Consider the following 17,924-nt stretch of genomic DNA (forward strand, 5'->3'; position numbering starts at 1 on the left):
CTGGGGAGGGCCTCGACGAGGTGGTCTCCGCTAGCGTGTCCGAAGCACTGCACGTGCAGTGCATATGCGGCGGTCATACCGGCAGCCGCGCCCACACGGTCAGGGACCCACCCATGCGCCAGAACCCCGAGCGCCGAGCCGCGCTGCTCGACGCCGCCATCGAAGTCCTCGCCCGCGAGGGCTCGCGGGGACTGACCCTGCGCGCCGTGGACACGGAGGCCGGGGTTCCGACCGGCACCTCCTCCAACTACTTCGCCAACCGCGCCCAGCTCCTCGTGCAGATCCTGCACCGCACCCGCGAGCGGCTGACCCCCGACCCGGCGGACCTGACGGGTCCGTTCGACACGAAGGTGCTGCTGCGCCGGCTCCTGGAGCGGATGCGCCGCGAACGCAGCGTCCACACCGCAATGCTGGAACTGCGCCTGGAGGCCACCCGGCGCCCCGAACTCCAGGAGGCACTGGCCGGTTTCCAGGGCGCCGAACTGGAAGGGAACATCGCCTGGCACCTGGAGGCGGGGCTGCCGGGGGACCGGCAGGGCGTGGTCCTGATCTATCTGGCCATGCTCGGGCTGATCGTGGACGACCTGACCGTGCCCGGACTGCTGGATCCCCAGTCCCCCCATGGAGTCGAGGGGCTCATCGGCACGATGGTCGAGCGCCTCCTCCCGGAGGGGCCCGCCGACTGACTATCGTGCCGGTAGGGCTGGTTCCGGCAGGACCGGCAGGACCGGCTCGGATCGCGGGATCGCGGGAGGAACCGTGGCAATGGCGGACATCACGGGGCAGGGCACGGGCGACGGCGCCCGCGCCTGCGACGGCGGCATCCAGTGGCTCGCGGACTGGAGCGCCTGGTACGTCAGCCTCACCTTCGCCCGGGGCATCGGCCCCGAGGAACTGGCCGCCCGGCTCGGCGCCCTGCCGGACCTGCACCCCGGGCCGCTCGGCGCCATCGACGCGTGGAGCATGGTCACCGAGACGGTGGACGGCGACGGGGTGGCCCGGGTCGGGAGCTGGGGCGGCTGGTCCTTCGCCGTGGAACACGGAGTGCCCGCCGGGGCGCAGCGCCTCGCGGAGGTCTCCCGCTCCGGTGTCGAGGCCGTGCACCTCGACCCGCAGCCCGATCACCCGCCCAAGCAGTTCGCGTACGCCCGGGACGGCGAGCTGGTCTGCTGCTTCGGCATCGGCGAGGAACACTGGCGCGGCGGCCACCGGCCCGATTTCCTCCTGCCGGAGCTGGTCGAGGCCAAGATCCTCACCCCCGACGGCTGCTACGCCCGCCCCGAGGACGAACCGGACGGGGAGCGCGACCGCCTCACCCTCGCCGTACTGGAACACCGCTTCGGGCTGTCCCTGCCCCGCCGCCTGGTCGAGGAGACCCCGCTCCCGGCCTTCGTGACCTGCACGCAGTAGGAACCCGGTAGGCCGGCACGCCCGAGCTGTCCCCCGCCCTCCCGGCTCCGCGGCCGCCCGGGGACGGACGGTTTTGGCCGGGGAGGGTGCGGCTTGTGACACTACGGGAGTGAACGCGACCGATTTGTTCCACCAGACGCTGCGCGAGCGGATCGCCCCGGCACTGCACGACGCGGGTTTCACCGGAACGGGGCTGGAGTACCGGCTCCGCGCCGCCGAACCCGACCACGCGCTGCTCGGCTTCCAGCGGAGCGCTTCGTCCGGGGCCGCCGAGTGCAGGTTCACCGTGAACCTGCGCGCGGTCCCGTACGGGGAACACGAGGCCCTGCGGCGGCTGCGGCCGGCCCTCGGGACCCGGCTCAGCGCCAACCGTGTCGGCCCCGTCGGCTGGCACGCCAGGATCGGGCGGCTCCTCGGCCATCCGCACGACCACTGGTGGAGCATCACCGACGAGCGCACCGCCGCCCGCGTCGCCGACGAGGTCACGGACGTGGTGCTGCGCCACGCCGTCCCCGCGCTGTGGGGCGAGGTGACCGACCGGCCCCCGCTGCCGGGTCCCGTGGTGGATCCGGTGCCCGACTGCCTGGACCCGGTGTGCCTGCGGGTGGACAGCGGTCCGTTCCCCGTCCTGAGCGGGGAGGCACCGCTGCCCGTGGACCTCGAGGGCGCCCTCGTCCTGGAGACGGGGGAACGCCGCCGGGCCTCGCCCTTCCTCACCGTCCACGACGAGCTGACCGACACGGAAGCCCGCATCGTCATCGATGCCCCCTGGCGGCTGGAGCAGCCCCTCTTCGGCTCGGTCCGGGTCGGCATCGCCGCCGACGGCGACGTCCGGGTCTCCGCCAGCCCGGGCAGCATGCTCCCCGGCCATCCGCTGGCGCTCCTCGGCGAACTGGCCCTGTGCCGGATCAACACGGCCGAGGTCGCCGGCAACGGCTCCCTGCGGCTCACCTTCGAGCAGGGCACGCCGCGCGAGGCCTGCCTCACCGTCTCCGGCGCCCCGCACGCGCTGACCGTCGGCGCACCCTGGCACATCGAGGGCTGGACACCGGCCCGCATCTGACGGCCCTCGGTGTCCGGCGGCCGTCATCCGACCGGTCCGGGGTCGGGAGGATCAGCCGCCGCCGAGCTGTCGTGAGGTGCCGGATCGTCGACTCGGTCGCCGGGTTGCGGTCCCCGGTCCGGACGATCGCGTAGATGTCCCGTACGAGACGGGCCGGTTCGGCGATGTCGGGTTCGAAGCCGGCGGTCCGGCAGACCCCCCGGTCACCGCCTGGAAGCCGGTGCCGGGCGTGGTCGAGGCCCAGGCGGTACGGGCGAACTCGCCGGGCCTGACTGCCCGCCGCCCGTGGCGACCCGCAACTCCGTGCGTGCGGCATCGACGAGGAACTTCAGTTTCCGGGGGTCCGGCATTAGTTGATCTTATGCTCAGGTTTACGCGAGTCCGCTGGTTTTGAGGCCGATGAGCGACTTTGATGGGTTTGCCAGGCCTCGTACCGGAGCAGGGGGACCATTCATGGGCACCGAACACAGCCAGAAGGACAGTGCGGACGGCGGCAGCGCCGCCACCACCGCACCCACTCTCATCGGTTCCGTGCAGCGGGCGTTGCGGCTCGTCGAGGCGATGTACGCGGAGGGCGGGGCGACCGCCAAGCGTCTGTCCCGGGTCACCGGGATCCCGCTGCCCACCGTGTACCACCTGCTGCGCACCCTCAGCCACGAGGGCTACGTCCAGCGCGAGGGCGGGTCCTTCCGGCTCTCGGACGATCTGCCGCTCGCATCTTAATGATCAAAATGTGTGGGGTTCCGGCCAAGCTGTCACGTGCCATCGTGCATGTTCCAGCGGAAAATGCCAGAACGCCCTTCCACAGTGTGGAAGTTGAGTAAGTTCCCTTCTGTCGCGCCGCAGCCCGTGCACCACGCACGGTCCGGCCGGGAGGGGAGCCCGCGTGCCCGGGATCGACGAATGCCTGCTCGAAGCCATGGCCCTGCCTGGTGCCAGGGGGGCCGCGCTGGTCGACTGGAGCAGCGGACTGGCCCTCGGCACCGCCGGGGAATCACCGGTGGGGGACCACGAGACCACCGCGGCCGAGACCGCCGAACTGGCCCGGGCGGCCGCCGAGTACGAGTCCTTCGCCCCGGGCGGCACCGGGGCGCAGGACGCCGCCGGGCCACCGGTGGAGGACCTGATCGTCACCACCCGGACCGGGTACCACGTGCTCCGCTTCGTCGAAACCAGCTTCGACAGCAGCGTGTTCCTGCACCTGTGGCTCGACCGGACCGACGGCAACCTCGCCCTCGCCCGGCACAGACTCAGGGCCCTGGCCGAGGAGCTGGTGCTGAAGTGAGCGCCGCCGCCGTAGTCGCCGTCTCCCCGCTGCTCACGCGGCTCGCCGCCGAGCGGGCGACCGGCGCCCTGTTCCGCGAGCGCGGCACGCTCTTCCTGGAGAACGGCCGCGTCGTGCACGCGGAGAGCCCGGCCACCCCCGGGCTGGACGTCCTGCTCACCACCGGCGGGGGGCTCACCCCCGAGCGCTGGACCGACGCCGTGAACCAGGCCGGCGCCCGCCGCCAGGTGGCCCGCTTCCTCGTCGACAGCGGCGGGCTCGCGGGCGGCGAGCTGGAGATATGCCACCTCGCCGCGATCTTCGACGCCGCCTTCTTCGCCCTCTCCCCGGGCAGCGGCCCCTCCCGCTTCCGGCGCGGGGCCACCCACTGGATCGGCTCCGTCCGCTCCGTTCCTGCCGCCGCCGTCGAGCGGGAGACCTGCCGCCGCCGGGAACTGCTCGACGCGGTCTGGCCCTACCCGCTGCTGGACACCTCCCCGGTGGTGCCCCGCCCCGCCGCCCCGGGCCAGACCGTCACCGCGCGCCAGCGGATCCTGCTCGACCAGGCCGACGGAGTACGGACACCGGCGGACCTCGCCTGGGTGCTGGGCCGGCCGGCCTTCCACACCCTGCTCGACGTACGACGCCTCGCGGCGGCCGGGCTGGTCGAGACCCCGCACGCGCCGGCACTCGCCGCCGCCGCGGAGACGCCACTGCCCGACTGGATGACGCAGGCGCAGTCCCCGGACGTGGCGTTGCTGCGCCGGTTACGCGACGCACTGGAGGCAAGCCTGTGAGGCTCCCGCTGCGAGCCGCCCAGCGCGGCGACCGTTCCGAGCGGCGGCAGTCCGAAAGGAGAAGGTCCGACATGAGTACGGTGCCCGCCGAAGCCGAGGCCGAGATACTCGCGGAACTCCGACGGCTTCGGGCCCGCGTCCCGCAGCTGGGCGGGGCGCTCGCCGCCAGCGTCGACGGCCTGGTCCTGGCCCACGACAGCTCCGCCACCGAGGCGGAATCCGTGGCCGCCCTGACCGCCGCGGCCCTCGGAGTGGCCCAGCGGCTGAGCGACTGCACCGGGCAGGGCGGGTTCCGCGAACTGCTCGTGCGCGGAGAGGACGGCTACGTCGCCACCTACGCGGCGGGCGACGCGGCCGTACTGACCCTGATCGCGGAGCCGCGCGTCAACGTCGGCCGCCTCCATCTGGAGGCCCGCCGGTCCAGCCTGCGCATAGCGGAGCTGATCGACCACAGCCTCGGCCGCCGCGGCCCGTCCCCGGGCACCGGCGTGGCTCCCGGCGCCGGCCAGGGCTCCTGACCCCTCGACCACGTACATCCGTACCGACCGAACCGCATTCACCGAAACCGCATTCACCTCACCGCGCTGACCGAAAGCGCCCGGGAAACAGAAGAGAAAGAGGAAAACGTCATGGCCAACGTGGAGACATCGCTCAAGGAAGCCACCACCAGTATCGAAGGCGTGCTCGGCGTCGCCCTGGTCGATTGCAGCAGCGGTATGGCCCTCGGCACCATCGGCGGCGGAAAGGACCTCGACCTCACGGTCGCCGCCGCCGGCAATACCGACGTGGTGCGGGCCAAACTCCGCACGATGGAGATGCTCGGTCTGAAGGACGAGATCGAGGACGTCCTCATCACCCTCGGAAGCCAGTACCACCTGATCCGTCTCCTGAAGGGCCGGGGCTCCGCCGGGCTCTTCCTCTACCTCGCCCTCGACAAGACGCGGGCCAACCTCGCGATGGCCCGGCACCAGTTGAAGAAGATCGAGGCAGAGCTCGAAGTCTGATCCGATGACGGCGAGGTGGCGGGCGGCTGAATTCATTGCCGCCCGCCCCGCGGCTTCTCACCTATGTCCCGAGACGACCGATTTTCGGCATCTCGCCACCCAGTAGGCTGCGGCAATCGCCCGATCATCGCCAATGCCATAAAGCTGGAGAACTCGCCGCCCATGCCTCCGCGCCTGAGTATCGTCGTCCCGGTCTACAACGTCGAGCTCTATCTCGACGAGTGCCTGGAATCCATCGCGGCACAGACATTCGGTGACTTCGAGGTCGTACTCGTCGATGACGGATCCACCGACGGCAGCGCGGCACTCGCCCAGGCATTCGCCGACCGTGACGACCGCTTCCGGCTGGTTCTGCAGAAGAACGCCGGACTCGGCGCGGCCCGCAATGCCGGCGCCCGCCACATCACCCCGGGTACCGAGTACCTGGCATTCGTCGACAGCGACGACACCATGCCGCCGGACGCCTACCGGCGCCTGGTAGACGCGCTCGACGAGACCGGCTCCGACTTCGCGGCGGGCAACGTCAAGCGTTTCCGCTCCGTCGGCATGCAGATGTCCTGGGGACACCGCGCGGCCTTCGGTGCGACCCGGCTGAAGACCCACATCTCCGAGTTCCCGGCGCTGGTCACCGACCGCACCGCGTGGAACAAGGTCTACCGGCGCAGCTTCTGGGACGAGCACGCCTTCCAGTACCCGGAAGGCATCCTCTACGAGGACGCCCCCGTGTCCATTCCGGCGCACTACTTCGCCAAGAGCGTCGACGTCATCGCCGAGTGCGTCTACCACTGGCGGGTCCGCGAAACCGGCGAGCGCTCCATCACCCAGCGCTCCACCGACCCGGTCTCGGTCATCGACCGGGTCGCCTCCATCCGCCTGGTCCGCAAGGCACTCCAAGACCAACAGGGCCCCGCCTACACCCGCTACCTGCGGGACTACGACCGCAACGTGCTGATCGAGGAACTCCCGCTCATCTACAAGCACGTTGCCGAGGCGGGTCCCGATTTCCGCGCCGCTTTCGCCAAGGAGGCCGGCGGCCTCGTCCGGGAGATCGGTACCGGGCCGTGGCCGGACATGCCGGTCGCGGACCGGCTCAAGGCCTACCTCACCGGGGAGGGCCGGATCGAGGAGTTCGTCGCCCTCCTGCGGCACCAGCGCGACTTCACCCACAGCGTGCCGGTCAGGGGACTGGCCCGCCCCCAGGCCGCCTACCCCTTCCTCAAGGCACCGGTCCCCGCGAAGGTCCTCACCCTCGGACCGAGCGAACGCCGCGTCGTCAGCCGTGTGGAGCAAGCCCGCTGGGCCGACGGCAAACTGCTGCTGCGCGGCTACGCCGTGCCCGGACACCTGGGCGCCGAGAGCCGCCTCGGCTCGCGCAAGTTGCTCGTCCTCCGCGAGAAGGGCACGGGCCGCCGGACCGTCGTCACCACCCGCACGGTCGCCTCCCCGACCGCCACGGTGAACACCCCGCACCTCGCCCTGCGCCACGCCGACTGGGCCGGATTCACCGCCGTCATCGACCCCGCCGCCTTCCGGACGGGCGGCAAGTGGAAGGCAGGCGTGTGGGGCACCTCCGTCGTCGTCACCGGCGCCGGACGTCTGCACCGCACCCGGCTCAAGGGCGGCGAGCACGACAGCGGACAGAACCCGCCCGCGCACTGGGTCGCCCCGGACGTACGGATCGTCCCGAGCACCACCGGTTCCTTCAACCTCCGGGTCGAGATCGTCCGCGCCCGCGCCCTGGACGTCCGCCCGGCCGGCGACGAAGCCGTCGAAGTATCGGGCGAGCTCGCCGCCGAGGTCGGCGCCGGAGCCGCCCTGCGTGCGCAGCACGCCTCCGCCGGAACCGTGCTCAGCTTCCCGCTGGAGACCGCCCCCGCCGTCACGGGCGGCCGGATCCCCTTCACCGTCCGGCTGCCGCTCGCCGATCTGGCCGCCGTCCCGGGGATCCGGGGCACACCCGGCGCGTGGACGCCGAAGCCGTGGAGCCTGTCCGTGACCGGAGCCGACGGCTCGCGGCACCGGCTGGTGCACGACGAGCGCGCCGGGTTCGCCGGGCTGGTCGTCGCGCTGCCCGGCGAGGAGCCCGGCCGGTCCCTCTTCATCAAGCGCGACCAGACCGGACACCTCGCCCTCTCGGTCCAGTTCTCCCCGCCGCTGATCGACACCGTCGAGGCCGGGGACGGCTCCCTGACGCTCCGGGGCCGCTTCGCCGCGCCCCTGGACGAGCCCCATGAACTGGTCCTGCACACCTCGTCAGGCCAGGAGTTCAGCTACCCCGTCACCCGTGACGGCGACGCCTTCGAAGCCTCCTTCGAGCCGGTGCTCCCCGAGAGCCGCGCCGGCCGCACCCCGCTGCCGCAGGGCCGCTGGTGGCCCACGCTGCGTCCGGTCTCCCGGGGCGGCGGCACCGCGGGCCTGACCGCCGTCGACCGGGGCGCCCCCCTGCAGTTCGCTCCGACCGCGCTGTACTCGGGGCCCCACGCCGTCACGGCCCGGGACCGCCGGGTAAGCGTCGAATGCCGCCTCCACGACCGCGTCGTGCTGGTCGCAGACCCGATGACCAGCCCGCACGACCGCTCGCGCTACGCACAGCGGGTCGCGCGCGACGTGACGTACCCGGCGCAGAGGGCCCTCCCGGTCAAGGACATCGTGGTCTACGACGCCTTCCAGGGGCGCGGCGCCGGCGATTCGCCCCGCGCTGTCCACGAGGAGCTCCTGCGCCGCGACGAGAAGCTGGAGCACGTCTGGCTGGTGCGCGACGGCCGCGCCGAGGTCCCCGAGACCGCCCGCGCGGTCCCGTACGACAGCCTCGAGTACTGGGAGGTGCTCGCGCGGGCCCGGTACTACGTGGTCAACGACAGCGTGCCGCGCGCCTTCCGCCGCCGCCCAGGCCAGACCGTCGTGCAGACGTGGCACGGTACGCCTCTGAAGCAGATCGGCCACGACTTCATGCACGACTACTACACCAGCCCCGAGGTGCTGGACGCGCTGGAGCACGACAGCGCCCAGTGGTCGCTGCTCGCCTCCCCGGGCTCGTACGCCACGCCGGTCCTGAAACGGGCACTGGGCTACGACGGCGAGGTCATCGCATCCGGCAGCCCGCGCACGGACGCGCTGGTACGGCCCGACGCGGGGCGGATCGCGCAGGTCCGCCGGCGGCTGGGCCTTCCGGAGGGCAAGAAGGTCGTCCTGTACATGCCCACGTGGCGGGAGAACCGCCTGGGCTGGTCGGTCTCCTCCGGCTACAAGCTCGACCTGAGGATCGACCTGGACGCGGCCCGCCGTGAGCTGGGCGAGGACCACGTCCTGCTGATCCGGGGCCACCACAAGGTCACCGAGCAGGTACGCGAAGGCGTCCGCGACGGATTCGTCGTCGACGTGTCGCGCTGGCCCGACCCCACCGACCTGCTGCTCGTCGCCGACGTGCTGATCTCGGACTACTCCTCCGCGATCTTCGACTTCGTGCACACCGACCGGCCGGTCCTGCTCTTCGCGTACGACTTGGAGCACTACCGGGACACGCTCCGCGGCTTCACCTTCGACCTGGAGGAGAAGGCCCCGGGCCCGCTGCTCAGGGACTCGGCGAGCCTGATCGAGGCCGTCCGGAACGCGGACGCGGTGGGCGCGCGGTACGCGCCGGCGCGGGCGGCGTTCCGGGCGGAGTTCTGCGACCTGGACGACGGTCAGGCGGCTCGCCGGATCGTCGATCGCATGCTCGACATGTAACCCACAGGAGTGCATTCCAGGCTGGACGCGGACCGGTGCCGGCCCGACCGATGAGTTTCGGGGCCGGGACCGGTCTGTAGGTGCGGGACGGATTTCCCCCACCCCGCACACTCTGGAGGCAGTCATGGCCAGCAACCCCTTCACCACGTGCCTGTGGTTCGACGGCGCGGCGGAGGCCGCCGCCGACTACTACCTTTCGGTCTTCAAGGACGGCGAGCGCGGCCGCGTCGGCCTCTACCCCGAGGGGAGCCCCGGCGTCGCGGGGGAGGTCATGGTCGTCGAGTTCGAGATCAACGGCCAGAAGTTCGTCGGTCTCAACGGCGGCCCGCAGTTCCCCTTCACCGAGGCGGTCTCCTTCCAGATCCACTGCGCGGACGACGCCGAGGCCGACTACTACTACGAGGCGTTGACCGCGGACGGCGGCCAGGAATCCGCCTGTGGCTGGGTCAAGGACAAGTTCGGGCTGTCCTGGCAGGTCATCCCTTCCGGGGCCGTCGAGCTGATCTCCGACCCCGACCCGGGACGGGCCGCACGGGCGACGGCCGCGATGATGAAGATGAAGAAGCTCGACGTGGCGGAGATGCGGCGGGCGGCCGACGAGGGCTGACCCCTACTCCGTGACGAAGGGTGTGTACCCGACCGGGACCTCGGTCACCTGAAGGTCGGAGAAGACCAAGGAGAGATACCGCAGGTGGGAAGGAGCGATGCCGGTACGGGGAGCAGCCGTCATGTGGACGATGACCTCGTAGTCGCGCATGTAGTCGGTGTATCCGTGGTGCACGACCGCCTGATCGAAGGTCTCGTCCAGCATCTGTTCCAGTACGGCGGTATCCATCCTCCCCTTCTACCTCACCCGAAGTCCTGGAGGAGCGCGCCGTCCGCGGTGATCCGCGCCAGCAGGGCGGGCAGCGCCGTCCCGATGGGCTCGCGGATCACTTCGTCGGCGAGGGAGTCGTACGGGGTCTCCTGCGCGTTCACGATGATCAGGCGGGCCCCGGCCTCCGCGGCCATTGAGGCCAGCGAGGCCGCGGGCTGCACCTGGAGCGTCGAGCCCACGGCCACGAAGACCTGGCACCCCTTGGCGACCGAGACGGCCTGCGCCAGCACCTCGGGATCCAGCCGCTCCCCGAACATCACGGTCGCGGCCTTCAGGATCCCGCCGCACCCGAGGCAGGCCGGATCCGGTTCCCCGCCGGCGACCCGGGCCAGCGCCTCGTCCATCCCGGAACGGGCATGACAGGCCGTGCACACCACGGCCCGGGCCGTGCCGTGCAGTTCGAACACCTTGCGCGCGGAGGTCCCCGCGAGCTGGTGCAGACCGTCCACGTTCTGGGTGATCACCCGCAGCGGGATCCCGGCGCGCTCCAGCTCGGCGACGGCGAGGTGAGCGGCGTTCGGCCGCGCCCCCAGGGCCCCGATCTCGGCGCGCATCAGCCAGGACCGGCGCCGGATCTCCGGATCGGCCATGTAGTACGCGTAGGTCACGAGCTTCTCGGCGTCGGCCTCCCGCCGCCACAACCCCTGCGGCCCCCGGTAGTCGGGAATCCCCGAATCGGTAGACATCCCGGCCCCACTGAACACTGCGACGAGCGGCTTTCCCATGGGGCGACTCTAGGCAGCCCGGACGGCGTTCTCCACGGGGTTTCGTCCGGCGCGGCCGGTTCCGGTGCTTGCACTCCGCTGTTGCGGCAATCCACCGTTCCGGAGATCCGTAGGGTGGCGGCATGTCGACCACCGTCCTGTACTGCTCCGATCCGCTGAACGAGCGCCGGGCCGACGCCCACTTCGCCGAAGAGGCACGTGCGGTGCGCGCCGGCGGGGGCGCCGTCGGGCTCATCGACCACGACGCGCTGCTCGCCCGCGACGCCGGCCGGGCCGTGGCACGGGTGCCGGCCGGAGCGGGGGCGCTCTGGTACCGGGGCTGGATGATTCCGGCGGCCCGGTACGCCGAGCTCGACGCGGCCCTGCGCGAGCGCGGATGCGCACTGCGCGTCACCCCGGAAGCGTACCGGCGCGCCCATGAACTCCCGGGCTGGTACCAGGCGTTCGTCGGGCTGACCCCGCCCAGCCGGTGGCTGGCGACACCCCCTGGCCGGACCCCGGAGCCGGACCGGCTCGCGGACGCCGCCGCGGCGCTCCCCTCCCGCGCCGGCATCGTCAAGGACTACGTCAAATCCCGTAAGCACCAGTGGGCCGAGGCCTGTCACCTCCCCGATCTCACGGACCGGGCCGCCGTCCACCGCGTGGTGAACCGCTTCGTGGAACTTCAGGGCGAGGACCTGGCCGGCGGGGTGGTGCTGCGCGCCTTCGAACGGTTCACGGCGGCCGAGGGTGTGGCCACCGAGGTGCGGGTCTGGTGGCGCGACGGTGAGCCCCGGCTGGTCACCGCCCACCCCGACAGCCCGTACGCCGAGTCCGCGGCGCCGGACCTCGGACCGGTGCGGGCCGCCGTCGCGGAACTCGGCTGCGCCTTCGTCACCACAGACCTCGCACTGCGCGCGGACGGAGCCTGGCGGGTCGTGGAGGTGGGCGACGGGCAGGTGAGCGATCTCCACAAGGAGGCCGACCTCGGGGCGTTCGTCCGCCTCCTGGCGGGCGGTTGAGCCCGGCCGGTCCCTGATCCGGCCTGATCGGCAAGACACCCCCCCCGGGGGGCGGATCTGGTACAACATCGGACATGACGGGATCGACTGGATTCGAGATCAACGGCGCGAGCGCCGCCGACATGGCGCTGCTCCGGGACTGGGCCGACGAGGAGGGCTGGAATCCCGGGGACTCCGACCGGTTCGCGTTCGCCGTCGCCGATCCGGGCGGTTTCCTCGTCGGGCGGCTCCGCGGGGAGCCCGTCGCCTGCATCTCGGCGGTCCGCTACGGCGCCGGCTTCGGTTTCATCGGCTTCTACATCGCCCGCCCCGACGTCCGCGGTCAGGGCTACGGGATCCGGCTGTGGAAGGCCGGAATGGAGCGGCTCGACGGGCGGCTCGTCGGCCTGGACGGGGTGGTCGAGCAGCAGCACAACTACCGCAAGTCCGGCTTCCGTTCGGCCTGGAACAACGTCCGCCACGAAGGGGTGCCGCGGAAGGCCGGGGAACCCGCGCCCCAGGCGCCCTCCGGGGTGCGGATCGTGGACGCGGGCACCCTGCCCTTCGGACAACTCGCCGCGTACGACCGCAGGTTCTTTCCCGCGCCGCGCGACGCCTTCCTCGCCGCCTGGGTCGGCCTGCCCGGCCGTACCGCCCTCGCCGCGGTGCGGGACGGCCGGGTCGAGGGGCTCGGCGTCGTCCGGCCGGGCAGCGGCGCCCCGCGGATCGGGCCGCTCTACGCCGCCGACCCGGCCGTCGCCGCCGCCCTGCTGTTCCGGCTCGCCGAGCGGACTCCCGACGGCAAGGTCGTCGTGGACGTACCGGACGCCCATCCGCGGGCCGCCGCCCTGCTGGGCGGACTGGGCCTGACCCCGACCTTCGAGACCGCACGGATGTACACCGGCCAGGAGCCGGACCTCGACCTGAGCGGCATGTACGGGGTCACGAGTCTGGAGCTGGGCTGATCCGCGGCTCAGATGGCGAAGACCGTGCCGGTGGTGTTCCACAGGGCGCACGGGTTGGCGTAGGTGTAGGAGTAGTTCATCCGGCGGCCCTGCCACACGCCTTCGGCGGTGACGGTCACCGGGCTCCACTCCCGGGTACACGCCGCGTCGGGGCGCGGCTCGGCGAGCGCGTCCAGCTCGGGGGCGTAGGCCTGTAACTCGGCGCAGGCCGCGTCCGGGTCCGGGTGGGTTCCGCCGGGCCGGGGCGCGCAGACCAGCGTGACCGCGCGCAGCACCGTACCGCTCGCCGCGTCCTCGCCGTCGGTGACGCTCAGGACGAGCGCCGACGGGGCGTACAGGCTTTCGGTGCCGGCGGGCGCGGCTCCGGCGATGCCCGAGCCGGTGAGGGCGGTGAGGGCGGTGAGCCCCATGGCGGCGGACGACAGTCCCAGGGTCCTGGTGACGGATCGCATGTCGAACACTCCTCGCGTCGTTGCGTCGGATAACGGACGCGAGTCTTGCCCATGCGGAACCGGAACGCCCGTTCGCACCTCTACTTCTCGTCACGCAGCGCGCACGCATGACCGCAGACCGCAGCGGGTCGGAGGCGGCTGACCTGTGGGGGAGCGGTCGGCGGAATCGGCCCGAACCCGTCCGGATCAGCTCGCGGCGAGACGCGGGGCGTACAGGTCCATGAGCCGGGTCCGGGTCTGGTGCAGCCGCAGCGCGAGCACCCGGCCGACCCAGTGGCCGAGGGCGGACCCGAAGGCCGGGTCGGCGTCCATGAGCATCCGTACGGTCGTGGCGTCGAACTCGTACGCGCGGACGGGCGTCATGGCCTCGGCGCCCAACTGCCACACGTACGGCGGGAACAGCCACGACCAGCCGACCAGTTCTCCGGGGCCCAGGCTCTCGATGGGCGTGGGCCGGCGGCCCGGTACCGGGATCTCCAGGGTCACCGTGCCGGAGCGCACGATCCAGAAGGAGTCTGCCCGGGTGCCCTCGTCGAAGATCCGCGCGCCCTCGTGGAAATTGACCTCACGGGCGTGCGACATGAGCCGTCCGCGGTGTTCGGTCGACAGGACGGCAGCGATCCGGATGGGGGAAGGTGTGCTCACGACGGCCTCCGATCGGGACCCCCCGCTCCCCCCAGTGTCGCCGACGCCGGACCGAATCCGGGGCGCCCGTCTCCGGAGAATTGTCCGATTTTCGGCGGCGCAAACCCCCGCGGGCCGCGAGCGCGGCCCGGCTACTCCTCCGCGCCGGCCTCCAGGCAGGCCAGCTCCATGGCGTCGAGGACGGCCTCGTGGCTGCGCCCGCTCAGCTCGGAGACGTTCTCGATCTGTGCCGTCGCCCAGGCCGCCAGGGTCATGACCAGCACGCGGAGCCCATCGGTGCCGTATTCCGCGAGGACCTCGTCGGCGGCGGTCATGGCTTCCTCGGGCACCTGCTCCGGTGGTTCGAGCCCGGCCAGACCGCGGAGCAGGGTCAGGGTGCGGCGGGAGATCTCGGGGGTCATCCTCGCCAGCCGCGTGTCTTCTTCGTCGCTCATCCCGCTCCGCCCCTCCGGTCCCGCGCCCGCGTACGTCCCCGGGCGTGCGCTCCTGCCCGTGCTGTTCCGTCCCCCAGGGCACCGTAGAGGGGCACGGGCCCGGGTGGGGCGGCAATCGCGAGAACGGGCCCGGCGTCCCACGTACCGGACGGGCCGGTGCGGGTGCGGGTGCGGGTGGTGGGCCGTGGGTCTTGGGCCACGGGTACGCGGGCCCCGTCGCGGTCCGTCAGGTCCGGCGGGCGGCCGTGCCGTCACCCGTGCCGGTCGTCCAGTCGCAGTCCGTGGCGGTGAGCCGGAAGCCGGCCAGCCGGCGCCGGGTGTGGAAGGGGAACCCCATCGATCAGGCCCCCTGCGCCGCGGTCGCCGCCGCCCCGGGCGGCATCGTACGGGTCCGGCCCAGCGGGACGGCGATGCCCTGCCCGTGGGGCCGGGATGTCGATCAGCGGCTCGAGGTGGGTCGCCCCGGGCGCCTTGCGGCGGGATCCGGCCATGGCCCGCAGTCGGGGTGCGGCCGCCGTGGCCGTCGCGCGGGAGGCGGGTCCCGGGTCGAGGGGGAGTGGTCCCGTCATCTCGGCGCCGAGGACACCCGACTGCTCCGCAGTGCCCTCACCCGCCTCCGGGAGGTGCCGACCCCTATCGGTGAGCCGGGCCCCGTTCCGGGGGTGCGGGCGGGAGGTGCGGGTTGGCATGAGATGGGTCAAGTGCGGTGAACGGAAGCGGGATTCCCCCTAGGGTGCCCGTGGTCATGGTCGTGGACATCCGTACGATGGTTTCCGGCCATTCGATGTGCCGCACTCCGTATTCCGTTTTCGCTTTCGTTTTCCGAACTGGGGGGTTCATGCGTAGATCCAGAGGGCTGGCCACCGCTCTCACCTTGGCGCTGGCCGGCACCTGCACGGCCATGGGCCTCGGCCTCGTCGAAGAGGCCGCGGCCATCACCCCGCCGGTGGCCTTCACCGCCGACGAACTGCCCACCTGGCAGGCCAACGGCGTCGTGTGGGCCCTGGCCGAGGCGGGCGGCCGGGTCTTCGTCGGCGGTACCTTTTCCGAGGTCCGCCCGCCGGACGGCGCCGCCGGAACCGAGCAGGAGGCGGTGAACTTCGCGACGCTCGACGCCGCGACGGGCGCCCCGACCTCCTGCAAGCTGTCCTTCACCGTGGGCTCCGGAACCGCCACCGTCCGCGCGCTCGTCCTCTCGCCGGACAAGGCGACCCTGTACGCGGGCGGCTACTTCGGCGCCGTCAACGGCACCGCGGTCTCCAGCCTCGCCGCCATCGACGTGGCGACCTGCACCGTGAAGACCGGCTTCCGGCCCGCCTTCGCGGCCACCGTCCGGGCCCTCGCCGTCACCGGCGACACCGTGTACGCGGGCGGCGACTTCCTCACCGTCGCGGGCCAGCCGCGCGAGCGGTTCGCCGCCGTCGACGCGGCCGACGGCACGCTGAAGCCCTTCACCGCGAACGCCGACGAGCCGGGCCGGGCCGTAGAGCTCACCCCGGACGGCGAACACGTGGTCCTGGGCGGTGACTTCTTCACCGTGGGCGGCGCGAACAGCCACGCCCTCGCCGTCGTCGACGCGACCACCGGCGCCGTCACCAAGGCCTACCCCGGGTTCGTCGACACCAACTCGGTGATCAAGGACATCGCCACCGACGCCACCGGCTTCTACACCGCCAACGAGGGCACGGGCGGAGGCGTCTTCGACGGCCGGATCGCCCTCAACCTGAGCGACTTCGGCCAGCGCTGGCGCGACACCTGCCTGGGCGCGACCCAGTCCGTGCTCCCCTACCAGGACGTGCTCTACAGCGCCTCGCACGCGCACGACTGCTCCAGCATCGGCGAGTTCCCGGACGGCCAGCGCCACCACCTGCTGGCCCAGCCGACCACCGCGACCGGCAAGCTGGGCTGGGCTCCCGACACCAACGACGGCATCGGCGAGGGCATCGGCCCGCGCGTGATGGCGGTCGGCTCCAAGGGCGGCGTCCAGTACCTCTGGGTGGGCGGAGAGTTCACCACCGTCAACGGTTCGGCGCAGCAGAGCCTGACGCGCTTCGCCTCCACCGGGGACACGGGCGCGCCCAGCGTCCCGGTGGCGAGCGCCGTGAGCTTCAAGCCCGGTGAGGTGCAGGTGCGCTGGCGCACCAGCCTCGACCTGGACGACGGCACGCTCACCTACAAGGTCTACCGCAACGGCTCGGCCACGCCGATCGCCACGATCGCGGCGGACTCGCTGTTCTTCCGCCGTCCGCAGACCTCCTGGACCGACACCACCGTCACCGCGGGACAGACCTACACCTACCGGGTGACCGCCACCGACGCGGCCGGCAACGCCAGTGCCCTGTCGGGCACGGCGAGCGTGACCGTGCCGAACTCGCCCGACGCGTACCCCAGTGCGGTCCGCGCGGACGGCGCCCAGCTGTTCTGGCGCTACGACGAGTCGGCCCTGCCCTTCGTCGCGGACTCCTCGGACGGCGGCAACCAGAGCGGTGTGCACCTGAACGCACCCGCCCTGCGCCAGACGCCCGGTGCCGTCACGGGCGCGAGCACGGCCATCGGCTTCGACGGCACGGACACCCAGGTGTACGGGGACCGGCGCCAGAACGTCGGCTCCACGTACAGCATCGAGACCTGGTTCAAGACGAACACCACCAGGGGCGGCAAGCTCGTCGGGTTCGGCAACAACCAGTCCCGCGGCAGCAGCCAGTACGACAAGCACGTCTACATGACCAACGACGGCCGGCTCGTCTACGGCGTCTACAGCGGCGGGACCCACACCGTCACGACCTCGGCCGCGTACAACGACAACCAGTGGCACCACGTCGTCGCGACCCAGGGCCCGGGCGGCATGACCCTGTACGTGGACGGAGTCCAGAAGGGCACGCTGGGCTTCACCGCGCACGAGAACTTCGCGGGCTACTGGCACGTGGGCGGCGACAGCCTCGGCGGCTGGCCGGACCGGCCGGTCAGCGAGTACTGGGCGGGCCGGCTGGACGAGACCGCCGTCTACCCGACGGTCCTGAGCGCGGCCCAGGTGCAGAACCACCACGCCCTGGCCTCCGCCCCGGCCGACTCGGTCGTCGAGGTCCAGGCCGCCGAGGACACGTACGCCAACGCGGGCGCCCCGACCACCAATTACGGGACGTCCGGCTCGCTCGCGGTGCGCGGAACCTCGTTCTACGCGGGCTACCTGCGGTTCAATCTGCCCGCGGCCCCCGCCGGCACCGTGCTCAAGGCGGCCACGCTGAGCGTGAAGACCAGCACCATGAGCGGCGCCGGTACGACGGACACGGTGTCCGTGCTCCCGGTCACCGGCTCCTGGACGGAAGCCGGGACCACGTACGCCAACCGCCCGGCACTCGGCGGCCCCGCGCTCGGCAGCTTCGCGGGCGTCCCCGAGGGGTCGGCCGTCCACACGACGGGCCTGGACAAGACCGCGGTCGCGGGGGCGCTCGGCAGCGCGTACAGCCTGGCGCTGAGCAGCGCCGGGACGGACGCGCTGTGGCTGTGGTCCTCCGAGGCCGCGGCCAACGAGGGCAGCCCGAAGCTGACGCTCACCTTCGGCGCGCCGTAGCGGGACCGGGA

General features: G+C 72.2%; 18 protein-coding genes. 13 read left to right on the top strand and 5 right to left on the bottom strand.

All coding sequences use genetic code 11. The annotated features are described in order from the left end of the window. Positions 1–113: 113 nt before the first annotated feature. The 10 genes from ACFYM0_RS02070 (at position 114) to ACFYM0_RS02115 (ending at position 9,871) form a co-directional block, all read left to right on the top strand. Positions 114–686: a TetR/AcrR family transcriptional regulator gene (locus ACFYM0_RS02070; RefSeq protein ID WP_388495628.1), complete on the top strand. Its 573-nt coding sequence runs from the start codon at positions 114–116 to the stop codon at positions 684–686. A 79-nt stretch (positions 687–765) separates the two neighbouring features. Then, positions 766–1,410: a DUF6461 domain-containing protein gene (locus tag ACFYM0_RS02075; protein WP_388495629.1), complete on the top strand. Its 645-nt coding sequence runs from the start codon at positions 766–768 to the stop codon at positions 1,408–1,410. 109 nt (positions 1,411–1,519) lie between these two features. Next, positions 1,520–2,473 (top strand): DUF4304 domain-containing protein, encoded by a 954-nt coding sequence (locus ACFYM0_RS02080; RefSeq protein WP_388495631.1) that lies wholly within the window; start codon positions 1,520–1,522, stop codon positions 2,471–2,473. A 453-nt stretch (positions 2,474–2,926) separates the two neighbouring features. Further along, on the top strand, positions 2,927–3,196 hold the full coding sequence (locus ACFYM0_RS02085; RefSeq protein WP_388495633.1) for a helix-turn-helix domain-containing protein: 270 nt from the start codon (positions 2,927–2,929) through the stop codon (positions 3,194–3,196). Positions 3,197–3,359: 163 nt separating this feature from the next. Continuing rightward, positions 3,360–3,758 carry a hypothetical protein gene (locus ACFYM0_RS02090; protein WP_327251212.1) on the top strand — a complete coding sequence of 133 codons (399 nt, stop codon included), beginning with the start codon at positions 3,360–3,362 and terminating at the stop codon, positions 3,756–3,758. After that, positions 3,755–4,534, top strand: a complete 780-nt coding sequence (locus ACFYM0_RS02095; protein ID WP_388495635.1) for a transcriptional regulator — start codon at positions 3,755–3,757, stop codon at positions 4,532–4,534. Before ACFYM0_RS02090 ends, ACFYM0_RS02095 begins: the two co-directional genes overlap by 4 nt. Positions 4,535–4,605: 71 nt before the next feature. Beyond that, positions 4,606–5,052: a roadblock/LC7 domain-containing protein gene (locus ACFYM0_RS02100; RefSeq protein WP_388495637.1), complete on the top strand. Its 447-nt coding sequence runs from the start codon at positions 4,606–4,608 to the stop codon at positions 5,050–5,052. Positions 5,053–5,163: 111 nt separating this feature from the next. Beyond that, positions 5,164–5,538 carry a hypothetical protein gene (locus tag ACFYM0_RS02105; RefSeq protein ID WP_388495639.1) on the top strand — a complete coding sequence of 125 codons (375 nt, stop codon included), beginning with the start codon at positions 5,164–5,166 and terminating at the stop codon, positions 5,536–5,538. 162 nt (positions 5,539–5,700) lie between these two features. Next, positions 5,701–9,264, top strand: a complete 3,564-nt coding sequence (locus ACFYM0_RS02110; RefSeq protein ID WP_388495641.1) for a CDP-glycerol glycerophosphotransferase family protein — start codon at positions 5,701–5,703, stop codon at positions 9,262–9,264. 124 nt (positions 9,265–9,388) lie between these two features. Beyond that, a complete protein-coding gene (locus tag ACFYM0_RS02115; RefSeq protein ID WP_388495642.1) occupies positions 9,389–9,871 on the top strand; it encodes a VOC family protein in 483 nt (160 codons plus the stop codon). Between the two features lie 3 nt (positions 9,872–9,874). Here the strand turns inward: ACFYM0_RS02115 and ACFYM0_RS02120 are convergent, their stop codons facing one another. After that, the gene (locus ACFYM0_RS02120; protein ID WP_388495644.1) at positions 9,875–10,099 is read right to left on the bottom strand and encodes a hypothetical protein; all 225 of its coding nucleotides are present in this window, start codon (positions 10,097–10,099) and stop codon (positions 9,875–9,877) included. 14 nt (positions 10,100–10,113) lie between these two features. Then, on the bottom strand, positions 10,114–10,866 hold the full coding sequence (locus tag ACFYM0_RS02125) for an NAD-dependent deacetylase (RefSeq protein ID WP_388495646.1): 753 nt from the start codon (positions 10,864–10,866) through the stop codon (positions 10,114–10,116). A gap of 122 nt (positions 10,867–10,988) precedes the next feature. On the opposite strand from ACFYM0_RS02125, the gene ACFYM0_RS02130 reads away from it, so the two are divergent. Both ACFYM0_RS02130 and ACFYM0_RS02135 read left to right on the top strand, forming a co-directional pair. Further along, positions 10,989–11,867: an ATP-grasp domain-containing protein gene (locus tag ACFYM0_RS02130; protein ID WP_388495648.1), complete on the top strand. Its 879-nt coding sequence runs from the start codon at positions 10,989–10,991 to the stop codon at positions 11,865–11,867. 74 nt (positions 11,868–11,941) lie between these two features. Further along, positions 11,942–12,811, top strand: coding sequence for a GNAT family N-acetyltransferase (locus ACFYM0_RS02135; RefSeq protein ID WP_388495650.1), 870 nt, complete (start codon positions 11,942–11,944; stop codon positions 12,809–12,811). 8 nt (positions 12,812–12,819) lie between these two features. On the opposite strand, the gene ACFYM0_RS02140 is transcribed toward ACFYM0_RS02135, so the two are convergent. The 3 genes from ACFYM0_RS02140 to ACFYM0_RS02150 all read right to left on the bottom strand — a co-directional run bounded on the left by ACFYM0_RS02140 (position 12,820) and on the right by ACFYM0_RS02150 (position 14,342). Next, positions 12,820–13,263: a subtilase-type protease inhibitor gene (locus ACFYM0_RS02140; RefSeq protein WP_388495651.1), complete on the bottom strand. Its 444-nt coding sequence runs from the start codon at positions 13,261–13,263 to the stop codon at positions 12,820–12,822. A gap of 186 nt (positions 13,264–13,449) precedes the next feature. Continuing rightward, the gene (locus tag ACFYM0_RS02145; protein WP_388495653.1) at positions 13,450–13,908 is read right to left on the bottom strand and encodes a Crp/Fnr family transcriptional regulator; all 459 of its coding nucleotides are present in this window, start codon (positions 13,906–13,908) and stop codon (positions 13,450–13,452) included. 131 nt (positions 13,909–14,039) lie between these two features. After that, positions 14,040–14,342 (bottom strand): hypothetical protein, encoded by a 303-nt coding sequence (locus ACFYM0_RS02150; RefSeq protein WP_388495655.1) that lies wholly within the window; start codon positions 14,340–14,342, stop codon positions 14,040–14,042. 838 nt (positions 14,343–15,180) lie between these two features. On the opposite strand from ACFYM0_RS02150, the gene ACFYM0_RS02155 reads away from it, so the two are divergent. Then, positions 15,181–17,913, top strand: coding sequence for a DNRLRE domain-containing protein (locus ACFYM0_RS02155; protein WP_388495656.1), 2,733 nt, complete (start codon positions 15,181–15,183; stop codon positions 17,911–17,913). Positions 17,914–17,924 lie beyond the last annotated feature (11 nt).

It is taken from the genome of Streptomyces sp. NPDC006487, from assembly GCF_042870555.1.
Lineage (GTDB): Bacteria > Actinomycetota > Actinomycetes > Streptomycetales > Streptomycetaceae > Streptomyces.

What these genes read in the sequence shown, in the direction of transcription:
- ACFYM0_RS02070 (WP_388495628.1), top strand. Translation starts at nt 114, where the DNA reads ATGCGCCAGAACCCCGAGCGCCGAGCCGCGCTGCTCGACGCCGCCATC.
- ACFYM0_RS02130 (WP_388495648.1), top strand. Translation starts at nt 10,989, where the DNA reads ATGTCGACCACCGTCCTGTACTGCTCCGATCCGCTGAACGAGCGCCGG.
- ACFYM0_RS02075 (WP_388495629.1), top strand. Translation starts at nt 766, where the DNA reads ATGGCGGACATCACGGGGCAGGGCACGGGCGACGGCGCCCGCGCCTGC.
- ACFYM0_RS02105 (WP_388495639.1), top strand. Translation starts at nt 5,164, where the DNA reads ATGGCCAACGTGGAGACATCGCTCAAGGAAGCCACCACCAGTATCGAA.
- ACFYM0_RS02155 (WP_388495656.1), top strand. Translation starts at nt 15,181, where the DNA reads ATGCGTAGATCCAGAGGGCTGGCCACCGCTCTCACCTTGGCGCTGGCC.
- ACFYM0_RS02115 (WP_388495642.1), top strand. Translation starts at nt 9,389, where the DNA reads ATGGCCAGCAACCCCTTCACCACGTGCCTGTGGTTCGACGGCGCGGCG.
- ACFYM0_RS02125 (WP_388495646.1), bottom strand. Translation starts at nt 10,866, where the DNA reads ATGGGAAAGCCGCTCGTCGCAGTGTTCAGTGGGGCCGGGATGTCTACC.
- ACFYM0_RS02100 (WP_388495637.1), top strand. Translation starts at nt 4,606, where the DNA reads ATGAGTACGGTGCCCGCCGAAGCCGAGGCCGAGATACTCGCGGAACTC.
- ACFYM0_RS02085 (WP_388495633.1), top strand. Translation starts at nt 2,927, where the DNA reads ATGGGCACCGAACACAGCCAGAAGGACAGTGCGGACGGCGGCAGCGCC.
- ACFYM0_RS02110 (WP_388495641.1), top strand. Translation starts at nt 5,701, where the DNA reads ATGCCTCCGCGCCTGAGTATCGTCGTCCCGGTCTACAACGTCGAGCTC.
- ACFYM0_RS02150 (WP_388495655.1), bottom strand. Translation starts at nt 14,342, where the DNA reads ATGAGCGACGAAGAAGACACGCGGCTGGCGAGGATGACCCCCGAGATC.
- ACFYM0_RS02135 (WP_388495650.1), top strand. Translation starts at nt 11,942, where the DNA reads ATGACGGGATCGACTGGATTCGAGATCAACGGCGCGAGCGCCGCCGAC.
- ACFYM0_RS02120 (WP_388495644.1), bottom strand. Translation starts at nt 10,099, where the DNA reads ATGGATACCGCCGTACTGGAACAGATGCTGGACGAGACCTTCGATCAG.
- ACFYM0_RS02140 (WP_388495651.1), bottom strand. Translation starts at nt 13,263, where the DNA reads ATGCGATCCGTCACCAGGACCCTGGGACTGTCGTCCGCCGCCATGGGG.